The sequence below is a fragment of the Salegentibacter agarivorans genome, from assembly GCF_900113135.1.
Taxonomy (GTDB): domain Bacteria; phylum Bacteroidota; class Bacteroidia; order Flavobacteriales; family Flavobacteriaceae; genus Salegentibacter; species Salegentibacter agarivorans.
The window spans coordinates 1-16,670 of record NZ_FOOH01000023.1; the positions used below are offsets into that span (position 1 = coordinate 1).

At 37.1% G+C, this 16,670-nt stretch carries 10 protein-coding genes; 2 read left to right on the forward strand and 8 right to left on the reverse strand.

The features are described from left to right. Positions 1 to 189 precede the first annotated feature (189 nt). Together istA and istB are read left to right on the forward strand one after the other, a co-directional pair. A complete protein-coding gene (gene istA, locus BM084_RS14695; RefSeq protein ID WP_093303511.1) occupies positions 190 to 1,743 on the forward strand; it encodes an IS21 family transposase in 1,554 nt (517 codons plus the stop codon). A gap of 23 nt (positions 1,744 to 1,766) precedes the next feature. After that, a complete protein-coding gene (gene istB, locus BM084_RS14700) occupies positions 1,767 to 2,504 on the forward strand; it encodes an IS21-like element helper ATPase IstB (protein WP_075327970.1) in 738 nt (245 codons plus the stop codon). 302 nt (positions 2,505 to 2,806) lie between these two features. Here the strand turns inward: istB and BM084_RS14705 are convergent, their stop codons facing one another. The 8 genes from BM084_RS14705 to BM084_RS14745 all read right to left on the reverse strand — a co-directional run bounded on the left by BM084_RS14705 (position 2,807) and on the right by BM084_RS14745 (position 16,608). Next, positions 2,807 to 4,846 carry a hypothetical protein gene (locus BM084_RS14705; protein ID WP_093305766.1) on the reverse strand — a complete coding sequence of 680 codons (2,040 nt, stop codon included), beginning with the start codon at positions 4,844 to 4,846 and terminating at the stop codon, positions 2,807 to 2,809. 118 nt (positions 4,847 to 4,964) lie between these two features. Continuing rightward, complete coding sequence (locus BM084_RS14710) at positions 4,965 to 5,333, reverse strand: helix-turn-helix domain-containing protein (RefSeq protein ID WP_075327668.1); 369 nt, start codon at positions 5,331 to 5,333, stop codon at positions 4,965 to 4,967. A gap of 137 nt (positions 5,334 to 5,470) precedes the next feature. After that, the gene (locus tag BM084_RS14715) at positions 5,471 to 6,508 is read right to left on the reverse strand and encodes a serine hydrolase domain-containing protein (RefSeq protein ID WP_218152253.1); all 1,038 of its coding nucleotides are present in this window, start codon (positions 6,506 to 6,508) and stop codon (positions 5,471 to 5,473) included. A gap of 745 nt (positions 6,509 to 7,253) precedes the next feature. Beyond that, entirely contained in the window at positions 7,254 to 8,732 is a 1,479-nt protein-coding gene (locus BM084_RS14725; RefSeq protein ID WP_075327671.1) for a glutamate racemase, read from the reverse strand. A gap of 4 nt (positions 8,733 to 8,736) precedes the next feature. After that, complete coding sequence (locus BM084_RS14730; RefSeq protein ID WP_198036119.1) at positions 8,737 to 10,305, reverse strand: N-acyl-D-amino-acid deacylase family protein; 1,569 nt, start codon at positions 10,303 to 10,305, stop codon at positions 8,737 to 8,739. A 33-nt stretch (positions 10,306 to 10,338) separates the two neighbouring features. Next, positions 10,339 to 11,694, reverse strand: coding sequence for a serine hydrolase domain-containing protein (locus tag BM084_RS14735; protein ID WP_093305768.1), 1,356 nt, complete (start codon positions 11,692 to 11,694; stop codon positions 10,339 to 10,341). Positions 11,695 to 11,794: 100 nt separating this feature from the next. After that, on the reverse strand, positions 11,795 to 13,210 hold the full coding sequence (locus tag BM084_RS14740) for a RagB/SusD family nutrient uptake outer membrane protein (RefSeq protein WP_075327674.1): 1,416 nt from the start codon (positions 13,208 to 13,210) through the stop codon (positions 11,795 to 11,797). Between the two features lie 11 nt (positions 13,211 to 13,221). Then, complete coding sequence (locus tag BM084_RS14745; protein ID WP_218152254.1) at positions 13,222 to 16,608, reverse strand: SusC/RagA family TonB-linked outer membrane protein; 3,387 nt, start codon at positions 16,606 to 16,608, stop codon at positions 13,222 to 13,224. Positions 16,609 to 16,670 lie beyond the last annotated feature (62 nt).

Genomic DNA, 16,670 nt, shown 5'->3' on the forward strand with positions numbered 1-16,670 from the left:
TTGGATATCTCGGATCGATTTGTGCCAGTGATTTCGGTCGGTTAGTGCCAGGCATTTCGGTTCAAATTGTGCCACTTTTAGGTTATAGGTGAACCTATATCGGTTCGATTTGTGCCAGTTGTTTCGGTTCGTTTTGTGCCACTTTGAAAGATCAAGTAAATAATACCTTGTCGCTTAAAAACAAGCGATATGGCCAATACACTTGATCCAATGGACTTAAAACAAATTATTTCCTTACATCTCGATGGATTTAGCAACCGTAAAATAGGTGCCACCCTTGGGATCTCCCGCAATACGGTAAATACTTATATGCGGCTGTTCAAGGCCAGCGGCTCTTCCCTTAAGGAATTATTGGCCCTTGATAATGCTGGCTTAGAAAAGCTTTTTCCTTCACACACTACTATTGACAACCCTCGTTATGAGGAACTGATGTTATATTTTGAGGGGGTCAACAAGGCCCGGAATCATCCAGGGTTTACTTTTTTATACCATTATCAGGAATATGTAGCGCAGGCTAAAGATCCTTATGGTTATACCCAGTTTATGGAACACTACCGGCGCAAATATGCCAAGGTTAAAGGTTCGATGAAACTTGAACACGATCCTGGGAATGAAGTCTTTATTGATTATGCCGGCAAAAAGCTCCAAATTATTGATAAGGAAACCGGTGAACTAATCCCGGTAGAAGTATTTGTAGCCATCCTTCCCAACAGCCAGTACACTTACGTGGAAGCCTGCAGGAGCCAGAAACGAGAGGACCTGATTACCTGTTGCTGTAATGCCCTGCACTTTTATGGAGGCGTTCCCAAAGCCATTGTCTCCGACAACCTAAAATCAGCGGTAACCCGGGCCAGCAGGTATGAGGCTGACATCAACAGGAGTTTTAAAGACTTCGCACGGCATTACGACTGTGTGATAAATCCTGCCCGGGGCTATGCCCCGCAAGATAAAGCCTTGGTGGAGAATGCCGTAAACCTTGCCTACCAGCGAATCTATTATCCCCTTCGGGAAATGAGCTTCTTCTCTTTGGAAGATCTGAACCGGGAGATAAAACGCTTGTTGGAGCGGTACAATGACCTGTTGTTCTCCCGCAAGGAAGCCAGTCGCAGGGAACTCTTCCAATCTGTGGAACGGGAATACCTAAAGCCCCTGCCAGAGACAGTCTATGAACTGAAAGGCTACCGAAGGGCAAAGGTTCAGAAAATAGGCTATGTATACTTCTCCCCGGATAAAAGTTATTACAGCGCACCCTATCGTTACATAGGAAAGGAAACCACCATCCATTATACCAGTTCCGTTGTAGAAGTATATTATTATCATCAGCGGATCGCCCTGCACCAGCGCAACCCATCAAAAGGCAGTTATAATACCAACAAAGATCATTTAAGCAGTACCCATAAATACTATAGCGATTGGAGTCCTGAATTTTTTAAAAAGAAAGCGGCCATACATGGCAAGCACGTGCTGGGCTGTATTGAGAAAATAATCACCGCGGTAGACTATCCTGAAATAGGATATAAACGAGCTATGGGGGTCATCCAGCTCCATAAATCCTATGGCTCCCAGCGATTGGATGATGCCTGTAAAAGAGCTTTGCAGGCAGACGCGGTTACTTACCTGCGCATTAAAAATATCCTGAAAAACAACCTGGACAAAAGCTCCCTGTTTTACCAGGATCTCGAAGAAGATAAACCACACATCCCGGAACACGATAACTTACGGGGTGCTTCTGCATATAAATAATAAACCATTTAAATCCAATGAATATGAATAACAATCAGACTATTGAAAAACTTAAACAAATGCGCCTGGGGGCTATGGCCCAGTTGCACCAGCAGCACATAAAGGACAATCGTATAGAGAATATCACTGCTGATGAATACCTCGCTCTGCTGATCGATCACCAATGGGAAGACCGGCAGAACCGGAAGATAGAGCGGCTCTTAAAACAGGCCGGCTTTAAACAAGAGGCGAACCTGGCCGATGTAAATTACACCCAGCAACGAAACCTGGACAAGAACATGTTTACCCGCCTGGGGACACTGGATTTTATCACCAGAAAGGAAAATATTATCCTTACCGGGGCGTCCGGGGTTGGCAAAAGTTACCTGGCCCAGGCTTTAGGTCATCAGGGGTGTATGATGGAATACAAAACCATTTACACCAATACTGCCCGCCTTTTTAAGAAATTAAAACTGAGTAAAGTGGATGGCACTTATCTTAAGGAACTTGGGAAACTCATTAAAGCGGATGTACTGATCCTCGATGACTTTGGCCTGCAGAGTTTTGATAACCACGCCAGGGAAACACTGATGGATATCATCGATGACCGGTACAACAAAGCTTCCACAATTATATCTTCACAAATACCTGTATCCGCCTGGTATGATATTATTGGGGAAGGAACTATTGCAGACGCTATCCTAGACAGGATCGTGAACTCCTCGCATCGGATCGACCTCAAAGGAGAATCACTAAGAAAAGGAGCTTTAAAGAACGAGTAACATTAATTTTTTATATAATTGCAGTATCTTTCAAAGTGGCACTGTTTGACCGAAACAGGTGGCACCATCACTCCGAAATAGCCATTTGTTTCCGGGTCATAAGAAAGCCACGTTGGTAAATAAACTTTCCCCAGTTCTAACATTAGAATTCAATTTACAGGGTAATTACTTAAAAATAATATTTTTTACTTTTAAAAAGTTCGCTTTTAAGAGAAGCTTACAATAAATCATTTTACCTAAAAATCACATCTAGAGTGTAATCACCTCTTCTTTGCTGGCAATAAGACACTTTCTTATCTTTATTAATTCAGCATTTCTCCATTTTCATCAAATATCTTGAAACTTTTATAGGATTTAGAAAAGAAATTCTCTTCAGTTTCTGTGAGTAATTCTTCAAAATCATATCCTGGGATTTTAAAATCTTTCGGTATACTTAGCATAATTACATTACTATTTTCTAGTAGAATGTATCGAACATATTTTCTATTGGGATAAGAGATATAGAAGGATATTGCATTATTGTAATTTAATTTCTCAAGTTTTTTAGGCATTTCTTTTAGAACTCTATTCCTAAAATTCGAAAATGACCTATCTCCAGTAAATTTAAGATATAACTGATTCTCTGAATTTGTACTTAAGAGTTTATTTATAAAATCATGTTCTTTAATTCTATTGGTTAAAGAATCTTTTCTAAGTAGAAAGTTTTCTAGAGGAGTAATACTGTCCTCAATTGGCATTGTAAGATCATATATTATTTTGCTATTTTTCTCTTTATCTCGAATTTCCGCCATCCAACAATCTCCGCCATAACTATAAGAATATATATTACCGATAGAGGTATCTAAAATTTCAAATTTTTCAAGTTCATTTATTTCTTCACGTAGAAGGTCTTTAAGTTCTTTATTTGGGTTCTTAAATCTTGATTGTAGAACTGGCGGCATATGCTCTTCTAGTTTTGTAATTCTTTGTTCTATTTCATTCTTTTTAATAGTATCTTTTATGAAATATTGATAATGTTTTAAAGTATTATAAAAATGTAATTTATTGAAAGCATCAACATGCTCATCCTGAATTAAATCTGAAATAGTTTGTTCAAAAAACGCCTGATTTTTTTCATCCAATGCGGAAAAAGCTTTACCTATTTTTGATCCATCCGAAAAGTAATGTTGCTGGTTCTCATTATCGATTCTCAAATTTGACCCCAGTAATAATTTTGGAATATTAAGATTTAGCTTACTCAATTCTTCTATATACGTTTTTCTCGCGTTAGAAGCAATATTACTATTAGCTACCCTTGAAACCTGATCGTTCATCACATTCAAAAATGATTTTATAAAGACACCCCAATTTGGTATTTGGGCTGCCAAACTAGCCATCCTTTTTTGTTGAATAATTGGACCATTATCAAAACTACACGAACCAACGTGCTGGTTGAAACGCATTAATTTCAATGCTTTTTTTTTAGAAATTAACTCCGCAGTGAAAAATTCCAATTCACCGTTAGATTTTTCTTCGTTTTCGGCATATTCTAAAGATAAATTAAGTAATTCCTTAAATTTTGAATCTTCATTAAACAAGCTATCAGCAAAAAATGATCTTTTTTTCTCCCAATCATTTAAGCTTTTTTGGAAAGAAATAAATTCCTGATTTTTAGAGCGCTTTGGTTTATGTGTTTTTACTGCATAATAATTAACTAAGGAATCGATAATATTTTCCTGCCGATTATATAGTGAGTTGTGGTTACTATCAATATTGAAAAATAAATTTTGATTGGGTAAAACAAGAAAGTCTGTATATGAAACCCAGTCAGCATATTTTTCGGGTAAGATGACTTTTGAAAAATGCTTCTTAATCTTAAAACCTCTAATATTTGTTGAATTTAATTTCTTATTTGTGTAGGAAGTATAATAAAACTTAATATTTTCCCTAGACAATGAATCTGTATAATCAATTGTAATGCGATGCTCACTGTTATTTTTTATTTGAAAAGATTTAATTTGTAGTTTTTGTTCGCCATTGGAATATTCTACCCTGTTTTTTAAAACCAGTAGATCTCGATCAATTTGAAGATTTGGGAAATTTTTCAACAAAGAGTCTAATTCTACTTCATTGGTCAAAGCAAGAATAAATTCTTCAGGTTTATTCGTTTTTATTTCAAAATAATCCCCGGTTCCTTGAGGCAGTGATTCTATATTGGATCTGGGACTGTTCTGATACTCGGTTTCCAACGAATCTATAATAATATCCAATACTGGAATGTCTTCTTCAGCTATAATTTCATTTTGAGAAAAACTCTCTTGACTTGAAATTAATAATAGAAGTAGTAAAAATAAATTCCTCATTCGTATGTTTTGTGTATTTATGGCATTGGTCAGGGTTGACAACAGTAGATATTCAGGTTTTGAATTATTTATCTTTTCAATTACCAATTGTTTATTAACCGATGGTACCCTTTGTTTTTTACTTCGACAGCTTATAATTATTCACAAGTACTGAAGCAGAAATATTTAAAATCCGTTCTAATTCTCGAATCACATCTATTGTCAATCTTTTCTTTTTGTTTAAGATCTCCGAAACCCTGCTTTTTCCTCCAATAATTCCAACTAAATCTTTTTGTTTGAGATTCATTTCTTCCATTCTTATTTTAATTGCTTCTATTGGATCTGGAGCTTCTATTGGATAATGTTGATTTTCGTAATTCTCGACTAAAAGTGATAGGATTTCCGCTTCGTCTCCTTCTTTTGAATTTGAGTCAGCATCAAAAATTACTTCTACTCTCTCTAAAGCTTGTTTGTAATCTTTTTCTGTCTTTATAGGTTTTATTTTCATAGTCTTTTGTTTTAAATCGTGGCCGCATTTACTTTTTCATACTCGGCGTGAGTTCCCACAAATCGTATAAACGCCCATTGAAAAATACTCAATAATCTTTTAGAAAACTTACATTTTTATTTTTTTTAAATTGTCGCTTATTCTTTTTCCTTAACTATTTTCACAATACGATTGAACATTATTTCTGACATATTCCAATTATAACCATCAAAATTCACCGTGTTTGTAAATTGAATTACTACCACATCTATATCTTTATGATACTTGGCAATAGTTTGATAGCCTGGTATTAAACCAGTGTGCTCATATCCATAAATGGAAGAATATATCTCTTGTTCTTTTTCATTTCTAAATACGGAACCATCATTTAAGGCTCGAATAAATTTGCTCAAATCTTCTGCCGTAGCCAACATGGAACCTACATTATCCGTTTTTAAATCCTTATCATATCCCACATAGTAACCGCTCATTACATCATCTATGTTTACCTCCTGGATAGAACTAAAAGTATTTTTTAGGTTCAAAGGATCTAAAATTTCTTTTTGAATGTATTCGAATTTATCATATCCAAGCACCCGGTTCATAATTCTTCCTAGTAATAAGTAATTGGTATTGGAATATTCATAATCTTCATTGGGTTTAAAATTGGCAGGTTTATCCAAAACCAAAGCAAGTTGTTCGTCAGTGGTTTCCTTAGGAGCAACCCAATACATATAAGTGTCTGTAAAGTTTGGAATACCACTTCTATGCTGTACTAACATCCGTAAAGTAATTTTATCGGCATATTCTATTCTACCTTTCAATTCTGGTAAATAATCTGCGAGTGTTTTCTCCAATGATAATTTTCCATCATTAACCAGCTTTGCCACAGCTAAGGCATTATACAACTTACTTACGCTAGCAATTTTAAATAATGAATTCGGGTCTGCGGGGGTTTTATTTTCTCTGTTTTTATAGCCCGAAGTATAAAATTCTGATTGATTCCCTTTCTTGTTTACACATACAATTATCCCATCAAATCCGTAATCCTCTGCTTTATTTACCTGTTTTTGAATTGAATCCGGTAATGGAACTATCCAGGCTTGTAATATAGGCCAGGGCACAAAGTACAGGAAAACGATTGTTGCAGCGAACAATATTACTCTAATTATCAAAGTCCTTGTTTTCATTTTCATAGTATTTCAGCACCTGTTAAAAATTAGCCACAAGGCATATGATTGTAGACAAGTTATGGGATTAGGTAGGCGGTTTTTTGCGATTAACAATGTTACTTCTCAGGCAAACTAATTTAGTTATTTTCTTTCTAAGGCTGCCCTTTGAATTGTATTATCGTCATATCCTACAGTTTTTCTAAAAATAGGGAATTCAAATAAAAAGAAATTTAGGTAAACTGTCGCGAGTAATTTAATACCCGTTCTGCCAATTACCCTCCATTTCGCAAAAGCTTCATTTCGTGAAAAGCGCTTCTCTACACAAGTCTTGGACCCCATCGAAGAAATTGCGACTTCCATTACGCTAACCCGATGAAAAATCGGAACGCTCCATTACAATTTTTCGATGAAGTACGCCAGATTGGAATTCAGATCATACTCTTTCTTTCTCAATAAAGTGGTGGTGTTTCCTGATCCATATGCAAACATTATCCTTACGCCCCTCCCCTTTTTAAGATGTAAATAACAACATCCTTTCCCGGACAGCGGCATAAAGCCGCTGCGGCTTCGCCCACTCTTTTTATACGCTTTACCAGGCCAGGATGTTATAAAATAAATGCATCAAAAAAGTTAATGTAACGGCGCTATAGGGAGTAAATCTACAAGTAAAATATAGTGTCAATCCCAAAACCTAAGAGTTAGATCGAGTTTGAGTTTAAAATAAAAAATAAAATGCTCTGGATATAATAAGTAAATTGACAATATGAAACTATCTGCCAATTTTGGTACCATTATCAATAAATTTTTCTATTAAATTATACGTGAACGGAAGCTGGAATTCCAATCGTGAAAAAATATCCGCCGAAATGCTTCTTCTGCTAAAGGGTACGACTTTTACATACTCCTGAATTTCTCCTTCAGACCGGCCGTATTTATACTCATAAGGAAAATCTCCTTTTTCATTAGTTATAATATTTGGATTATCCTGGTTGGGGACACTAATGTAAAATTCACTGTTGTTTATATTACCGTTTTCATTGAAAAGCTTTTCCTCCTTCAAATGCTGAAATAATTCTAGGGCAGTATTTACTGCAGGATCAATAAGATCGATATCTTTAGTCATAAACCGACGGTAACGGAGACTCCCATCATCTTCACGGTAGTTATATAATTCGTTTAGTACACGATCGATTTCCCTTGTTAAATAAGGATAATGAGTACAGCCCAGAATAATAGATTTTAAAGGTTGTTGAACATTTGCCTTTCTAATCTTTTCCATTAAAGAAACAAGGTGATAGCGCACATAATTTTCAGCATCGTTAATTTGCAGAATATTACAATCATCGCTGGCCTGGGTATCACAAAGCATCTTGAAATCGTCATAGTCAAAATTATAAATATCCATAAGAGCCTTATCTATTTTTAAATTCCCCTTAAGATCGGGCCCTTTATAGCTTTCACGTGGCTCGGTTAGTTCTTTATCGAAATAATCGGAATCTTCATCTACTGCCTCTGCGATTCCAACTCCTCCTTGCTGAAAGACTTCAATATTTCCGGTGTAGCCCAGTTTGTCTTTTTGTTCGTAAAGGGTGTTTACATAGCCCTTGGAGGAAACTGTTCCAGCCGTGGCCATTACAGCTATGGTAGCGTCTTCATCGTGCTCCAGTTTTTCCAGAGATCCTCTTACCCCGGCATCAATAACTCCAATTACTTTTATATCTAACTCCGCCAATTTCATAAAAGCTTCAATATTCTCTTTTCCATAGGCCGTAGCCGTATTGCAGGCAATAACTAGCGCCTTAATAGGAGATTTGTCGGTGCTGAATGTTTGGGATTCCGGTGAGGTATAATATTTGTTTCCAAGGATGAACTGTACATCTTTAAGAATATGCTCTAGTAATAGCGCATCTTTATTTTCTGCAGAATAATTTCCATAAGGCATATTGGCCTGATCGGCCAGGTAAATGAATTCTTCTTTTTTAAAGTCGATTTCACCATCGGCACCTGCAGCAAGAGATTCATTGTTGAAGCCATCAAAATTAACAATGGCATCAAGCACCGTTAACCCACCAATTCCGGAATCAAATACGCCTATTGGAAGGCTTTTTTCCCCTTCAGGATAATCCTTGGTATTGATGTAATAAAAGCTATCCTTATCATTTAAGATGCTCTTTGTGATGGCTTCTTGGGCCCAAAGGAGGCTGGGCAGGAATAGAAATATTATGAATAATGATTTGTATGATCTCATGATTCTAAGGTTTTGTGGTTTGTGGGGTGATAAGTTTTCCGGCAGCAGCTCCTGTGAGTTTATTATCTTCCAGGCTTATCTGTCCGTTTATGATGACGGTTTCAATTCCCTGGGGATATTGATGAGGTTCTTCAAAAGTGGCCATATCTTTAATTTTTTTAGGATCAAAGATTACCAGATCAGCTATACAGCCTTCCATTATTCTGCCCCGGTCATTGAGTCCAAGGAGATCAGCCGGCATCGAAGTCATTTTTTTTATAGCTTCGGAAAGACCTAGCACTTTTTTCTCTCTTGCATATACACCGAGAACCCTGGGAAAGGTCCCGTAAGAACGGGGATGTGGATGATTTACGCCCGGTTCGGATAATTTCCCGTCTGAAGCTATCATGGTTGTAGAGTGTTTCATGATCCGGTTTACATCATCTTCGTGCATAACATGATAGATCATTTGCGCTCCACCGTTTTTTTGGGCCTCAATGATTAGGTTTACAGCATTGGCGGGAGTAGGCTCGAGCTTTTCCATTTCCAGCCAATCTACCATGGTTTTTCCCTGCAATTCCGGTTTCCAGCCGAACTTTCTGAATTGTAGACGTTCTAATTCGTCTCCAACCCTCACGTGGATTATATTATAAAGAATTCCTTTCTCTATACTGTCTCTTAATTTCTTATCCTGAAGTCGTTCCTTAAATTTTTCACTTCCCCCTGCGCGTGCCCAGGAAGGGATTAAAGCCGATATTCCTGTAGAACTGGCTGTATATGGATATTGATCTAATCTCACATCTAAACCGGCTGCATTGGCAGAATCCACCATTTTCAGCGTTTTTTCACTTGCGCCCCACATCCCGGCCCCCAGGGCTTTATGGTGACTGAGTACTACCGTGATATTGGCCTTTTCAGCTATTTCAATAGTTTCTGAGACAGCTTCGATCAAGCCCAGGCTTTCATCGCGAATATGGGAGGAATAAAAACCTCCATGTTTTGCTGCAACTTTGGCCAGGGCAATTACCTCTTCGGTTTCAGAATATGTCCCTGGCACATAGGTTAGCCCGGTACTTAGACCAAAGGCGCCGTGATTCATGGCTTGAGCTACCAGTTCCTGCATTAGCAATAATTCTTCTTCGCTTGGGTTACGGTTCTCTGTGCCCAAAACCCTCTCGCGAACCGAATTATGACCTACCTGGTAACCCACATTAACCCCTAACTTCAGCTCGCTTACTTTGTCAAGATAGCCGGGGAAATCATCGGGGCCGCCTCCGTCTGCCCCGCCAATGAGAAGACTTACTCCCTGGCGCATGGCACTTTCTGCAGTAGGTAGCTCTCTAATGTTTTCTATATGAGCATGGGTATCAATAAAACCTGGAGCCACAGCCTTATATTTTGCCTCAATATTTTTACTCGCTGTTTTATCTTTGAGGTCTCCCAACTTTACAATTTCATCCTGGTTTATTGCGATATCCTGTACCCTTGGTTCATCTCCTAATCCATTATAAATAGTGGCATTCCTTATAATAAGGTCATAATCCTGCGCATTAATATACTGTCCAAGGAGGAGCAGGAAGCTGAGTGGAATCATTAATTTGAATTTCATATTGCTCAGTTCTATATGTTAGTTTGAGTTTGTAATAAAAGAACTTAGGTCCTTTGCCAGATTTGCCTTTCGGGGCTCATCTATTTCCAGGTATTCCTTTTCCAGATCTGCTAAAGCCTCAAGAGAGATCTCGGCTTCGTCTGCAATACTTTCATACCAGGAATACAGGTTTTCTTTATTTAAATTACAGATTTCTTTTTGTAAAAGATGTTCTATTTTCTGTTTAGGCACCTCCAGAGTTTGACCCTTTAAATAACCTTCAACCTGCTTCCGGATATCTTTTAGGTAAGCGGTATTATACCTGTTATTTAATACAACGATCAAACTCTTATCATCGATATATCTTTTAATAGAAGTGAGGTTTCCTGCCCAACTCCCGGTGTGATAAACTACCTTCCCCAGACTATCATCATTATAAATATGCCATCCAAATCCGTAATCGGAGCTGTCTTTTTCTGGCTTATAAACCTGGAAGATTTTCTGCTTACTTTTTTCGCTGAATATTGCATTGGTATTTAATATACTATCCCATTTAACAAGATCATTTATACTTGAAGATAATCTGCCCGGGCCTAATCTGCCGCTTAAAAAGGTATAGTAATATTTCCCCGGAAGATTCTCCGGCTTGGTATATGCACAGGTTTTAAGGTCCAGCATATACGCGGGAGCATAATTTTTCATTTTCCAGATCGTGTCTCGTTCATAAAAGGCACTCGATCTCATATCTGCAGGTTGAAAGATGTTTTTATGTAGAAATTCATCTAGTTGTTCTCCACTAACTCTCGCAATTATTTCTGCCAATACAACATATCCCGAATTGGAATAGCTATATTTCTCCCCTGGAACGCTTTCCAGATCTGGCTTTTCAGTTTTAAAATAGGAAATTATGTCTTTATTGTATGCAACCTTAGTAGTGTCCCAATTTTTTCTAAAATGGCTGGCATAATTTACCAGGCCTGAAGTATGAGTTAAAAGATGTTTTATGGTAATTTCAGAGTAGGGAAAATCATCTAAATAAGTCTGAACATTATCTTCAATATTTAATTTACTCTGTTGTTCTAATAAAACTATAGCTGCTGCTGTAAATTGTTTGGAAACGGAGGCTACCTCCATAGGAGTATTAGCTTTAAAATCCTTATCAAACTGGAAATTTGCTTTACCGTATCCTTTTTTCAACAGAATTTTGCCATTCTTCTTTACAGCCACAGCACCACTAAACATTTCTTTTTCCTCAAGTTCCCGAAAAAATCCATCCAACGTCTTGTCAGTAGTAATTTCATTTGAATTCTGTGAAACGGACTCTGGTTTGGTTCCACACGAGAGATTCCCTAACAAGCCTAAAAGAAGGATGAAAGATAATAGGTTTCTAGTCATTATTGAAATCCTTGATTAATAATTAAAAATCTAAATGCGGAAAAACATGATGCCCTCCCGCGATTTAGATTAAAATACCTATTGAATTATGGCTAATTCATTAGAAACCGGGATTTTGTGGCCCTATCTGTGGATTGGCATTTAATTCGCTTAATGGAATTGGTAATATGAATTTCTCATTGGGATATGAAGCTTCAATTACCTGTCCTTCCCCCTGATCTATACTCACTCCTTTTTTATTCCTGTTTAAATCAAATAGTCTATGACCTTCAAAGGCCAGTTCCTTTCTTCTTTCTAATAGGATTCTATCAACTAATTCATTCCCGACTTCTGAGACCTCCTCAGCACCAGGATTTGCTCTGTTTATCACTTCCTGTAAATCTTGTTGAGCAAGCTCGTTTTGTCCGGTCTTCGCATAAGCTTCAGCTCTTATTAAATACTGCTCTGCTAGTCTTAAAATTTTAATATTATCATCATGCAAAGTCCCATTAGGGAACTTATTCACGAAATAAGCTTCCTCTTCTGCTCCCGGTTTAGAACCTTCTAAAATGGCAAGCAAGCGAACATCACTTTCATCATAAGTAGCAACAAGATCCTCTGTTACCAAGGCATCTGCATATCCAGTCACGTCAAAAAAGTGTCCCAAACCATTGGTCCCAGCATTATCTGCTATAGTATTGATAACTTCCATAAGGGTTTCTTCATTGAAATCCACCGACCATAGATCCATATACCTTTCATTTGGAATAAGTGAAAAAACACTACTTTCAATAACATTTGTACTATAAGTTATGGCCTGCTCGTTTTCTTCTTCATATAAGGCCACTCTTGCCGCTAAGGCGTATGCCGCATTCACGGAAAACCTGCCGTCCTGATTGGCTTCTGTCATTAATGAAACCGCTGTACTGAGATCTGAGTTTATATGTTGATAAACTTCATTTACCGAATTTCTAGATGGGGAAACTTCATTTTCATTAATTTCGGTGATTAGGGGTATACCAGGGTGGCTAGCATCTGCAGTAAAATTATAAGGTTGTGCAAATAAACGTACGAGGTCAAAATGAGCCAAACTTCTTAAAGCGTAAGCTTCTCCAAGTAATTGTTTTATTTGAGCTTCCTGACCGGGAAATTGCTCCAGTAAATTTTCGCCTCCCTCAATTACCCGTGTAGCATTTACCGCCACTTCATATATTGAATTCCAGGCACTTTCTACATAAGAATCCTCTTCACTTACAACGAAATTATTGAAATCAAGATATCTCCCCGTATTTCTCAAACTTAGGTAAAGATTATCAGCCATAAGTTCAGGCATAACATATACATTCCTTCCATAATACCCATTGCTTTGTAAATTACTATATACCCCATTTACCGCAGTTTGAAGCGTATTAATGTCTATTACTGCATTTTCTGCAGCTACATTTTGTTCCGGATCTATTTCAAGGAAATCCTCGCTACAAGAGATAGATAAAAAAGTCCAGAAACTAACTAATATAAATTTTATAATTTTTTTCATTGTGCTTATTTTTAAAATGAAAGATCTAATCCAACTAAAAGCTGTCTTGAAATAGGAATTCTGAGATCAGATTGACCTGTAATTCCAACTTCTGGATCCATTTCTATTTTATCGTCTTTCACCCAGGTCAAAAGATTATTCCCTTTCAGATATAACCGCAGATTATTTACTCTTATACGTTCTATAAAATTTTCAGGCAGATTATAAGATAGGGTGACATCCCGTAATCTTAAATAAGTACCATCATACAGAAATCTTGTGGAGTGTTGGCTTGAAAGTCCTGATTGAGAATTACCCCAAACCACTTTAGGTACATCAGTGATATCACCAGGGTTTTGCCATCTGTTCTCATAGATATTTTGTGTCATATTGCCTCTGTCATTAAGCCTTGCACTCCCGTCACTGTTTGTATACCTACCCCAATAATCATAAACTTTATTTCCATAGTTTAGGTAAAGCATGAAAGAAAAGCTTAAGTTCTTATAAGTTAACGTGTTCGTTAATCCAGAATAAAAATCAGGCAATGCGCTACCTTGTTTATAAGGTTCCGCTTCGCTATACTGATTGGTAGTATTAGTTTCACTGCCATCGGTATACCATAAAGCATCCCCATTTTCAGGATCTGCTCCTGCAAAGCCCGGCATAAAGAAAGTATAAAAGTCTTCTCCTACTTCTCTTTTGTAATATCCATCAACTATTGCTTCGTCATCCTGCAATTTTGTGATTTCATTTTCGTTAGAAGTAAAATTGAAATTACTAGTCCACGTAAACCCATCAGGATTATCAATATTTACAGTATTAAGTGCAAACTCCCAACCCGAGTTTTTCATTTCACCAATGTTTGCTAAAAAATTTGTTATCCCGTTTGTAGCAGATATAGGAACTCGAAATAAAAGATCTGTGGTTGTCCTATTATAATATTCAATAGTTCCTGTTATACGATGATTAAAATTAAAGTCCACTCCCACATTGAAGGGTTTATTCTTTTCCCAGGTTAAACCAGGATTTGATTGTTGACTATATACATATCCTGGTTGACCATTATAATCGGCTCCTGTGGAATATAAACCCCTCGAGGCAAAATCCCCAATTTCCTGGTTACCATTGACTCCATAACTGGAGCGCAATTTTAATTCTTTTACAACTTCTGCATTCTCCAAGAAATCTTCGGCAGCAATATTCCAGGCCCCTCCCACAGACCAAAAATTAGCATACCTAACATCAGAACCAAAACGCGAAGAACCATCTCTACGGCCGGTAGCATTCAAATAATATTTATTTCCAAATGCATAACTGGCATTAATAAAATAAGAGGAAATCGAAGATGCTGTTCTACTATTTGTAGCATTGAGAAAAACAGACGCATTGTCTAAAGTTGTCAAGCCAGGTGCTCCATAATTACTAACGTAGGCATAAACAGAACTTCTTTCAATTTTCTGAGCCTCTTGTCCTAAAGTAAAATCCAGATTATTATCATCGTTAATTCTCCAGTTGTACTTTAATAGGTTAGTGATATTATAATTAATTATTTTATTGTTATAGGCTCGCCCCCTACCACCGTCATTTCTACCCTCTCCAAAAACAGGATTATCAAAACGAAATTCATCCGCTAAATTGAAATCAACATTTCCTTTTGTTTGAAAACTAAAGTTTTCTGTAAAATCATAAGTTAAACTAAGATTACCCAGGATTCCATAAATTTTGGTTTCACGGATATTTTCTTCTACGAGTCCCACTGGATTATAAGTAAGGAGAATATCAGTATTATACCTTCCATCCTCATTATAGACCGGTTCCCAAGGCACCACCCTAGCCAATGCCCTTACTGGATTATGAGCACTTCCAGCATCGCTATTGGTATTTAATTTCTGATTATTTGCAGCAACCCCAAAATCAATTTTAAGCTTATCGGTTGCCTGATGATTTACATTTAATCTAGCATTCAGTTTATTATAGCCAATTCCTATAATCACTCCTTCCTGCTCATAAAGGCCTAAGGATGCGAAAAATTGTGTTTTTTCTGAACCGCCATTCGCGCTAATATTATACTGCTCATAATTTCCGGTTCGGGTAATTACATCTACCCAGTCTGTATCAATTGTTCGATCAACATTACTATATATATAATCTTCTGCCTCTTGTGGCGTATCACCAGCATTTACCCTACTTTCAATGAGTAATTCAAGATGCTGATCGGTATTGAGCGGTTTATTACGATCCGGTAGGAGCATTTGACTAACTCCGCGCTGAGCACTAACATCAAAGGTTGTTTTTCCTTCCTTTCCCTGCTTTGTAGTAATAAGAATAACCCCGTTTGCACCTCTTGATCCATAGATGGAGGTGGCAGACGCATCTTTTAAGACCGTTATGTTTTCAATATCTTTGGGGTTAATTCCAGCAATAGTATTGGAACTGGTAGCAATTTGAGAGATATTACCTGAAATCACAGGAATCCCATCTATAACATATAAGGGATCAGAACTTGCGTTAATAGAGCCAATTCCCCTAATCCTAATATTTGGAGCCGCACCTGGTTGACCGCTCTCGGTTGACATTTGCAAACCGGCTACATTACCTTGAAGGCTTTCTTGAAATGAAGCCAATGGAGATTCGTCAATTTTACTAACATCTACATCAACTGCAGCTCCTGTAAATGATGCCCGACTTTGCTTTCCATATGCAACTACTAATACCTCACTTAACTGATCAGCATCTTGCAACATTACTACTTCTATCGGGGAGTCCAGATCAGTGATTCGGTAGGTGAGTGATTCCATTCCCACATAACTAAATTCCAACACATCCCCTTCCTCGGCTTCGATGCTAAAAACGCCATCAAAATCAGTTTGCGTTCCTGTATTGGTATTTTGAATTATTACATTTACGCCCGGCAAAGGAAGCCCATTGTCATCCAGAACCTTTCCTTCCACTACCTGCTGAAAATCATCAGGATCTAAAATACTCTGCGAGGTTAATGACCGATCTGAGGGATGGTCTGTTATATATTCTGAAGCCTCTGAAAAATCATCTTTATATAGGACGATATTATTATTAATTATCCTAAAATTAATATTCGTTGATTTTAAAATTTGGGACATTACTTCCTGAACATTCTCACTGGAAAAACTGATATTAATTTTCACTTTCTCATTTACTAACTTATTGTTATAGAAAAAATTATAATCGGTTTGTTCTTCAAGATCATACAGGATAGCTCTCAATTCTGTATCCTGATAATTTAATTCAATGTTTTGACCGTATACCGTTAAGCTAGAAGCTGATATTTTTACAATCGTGAGACATAATATTAAGGAATAGATCTTCATAATTCTGATTAACTTTTTAGAAAAATCATCGGTGTCACGAATAGGCAGAGGGCCATTCAACTTTTTTTTCATAGTTTTGAAGGTTTAGTTATTATTCTGGTTCATTCAAAAAGAAACAATGCTAAACAGTAAGG

Coding starts and splice junctions, on each gene's coding strand:
- istA (WP_093303511.1), top strand. CDS start 190: ATGGCCAATACACTTGATCCAATGGACTTAAAACAAATTATTTCCTTA.
- istB (WP_075327970.1), top strand. CDS start 1,767: ATGAATAACAATCAGACTATTGAAAAACTTAAACAAATGCGCCTGGGG.
- BM084_RS14705 (WP_093305766.1), bottom strand. CDS start 4,846: ATGAGGAATTTATTTTTACTACTTCTATTATTAATTTCAAGTCAAGAG.
- BM084_RS14710 (WP_075327668.1), bottom strand. CDS start 5,333: ATGAAAATAAAACCTATAAAGACAGAAAAAGATTACAAACAAGCTTTA.
- BM084_RS14715 (WP_218152253.1), bottom strand. CDS start 6,508: ATGAAAATGAAAACAAGGACTTTGATAATTAGAGTAATATTGTTCGCT.
- BM084_RS14725 (WP_075327671.1), bottom strand. CDS start 8,732: ATGAGATCATACAAATCATTATTCATAATATTTCTATTCCTGCCCAGC.
- BM084_RS14730 (WP_198036119.1), bottom strand. CDS start 10,305: ATGATTCCACTCAGCTTCCTGCTCCTCCTTGGACAGTATATTAATGCG.
- BM084_RS14735 (WP_093305768.1), bottom strand. CDS start 11,694: ATGACTAGAAACCTATTATCTTTCATCCTTCTTTTAGGCTTGTTAGGG.
- BM084_RS14740 (WP_075327674.1), bottom strand. CDS start 13,210: ATGAAAAAAATTATAAAATTTATATTAGTTAGTTTCTGGACTTTTTTA.
- BM084_RS14745 (WP_218152254.1), bottom strand. CDS start 16,608: ATGAAAAAAAAGTTGAATGGCCCTCTGCCTATTCGTGACACCGATGAT.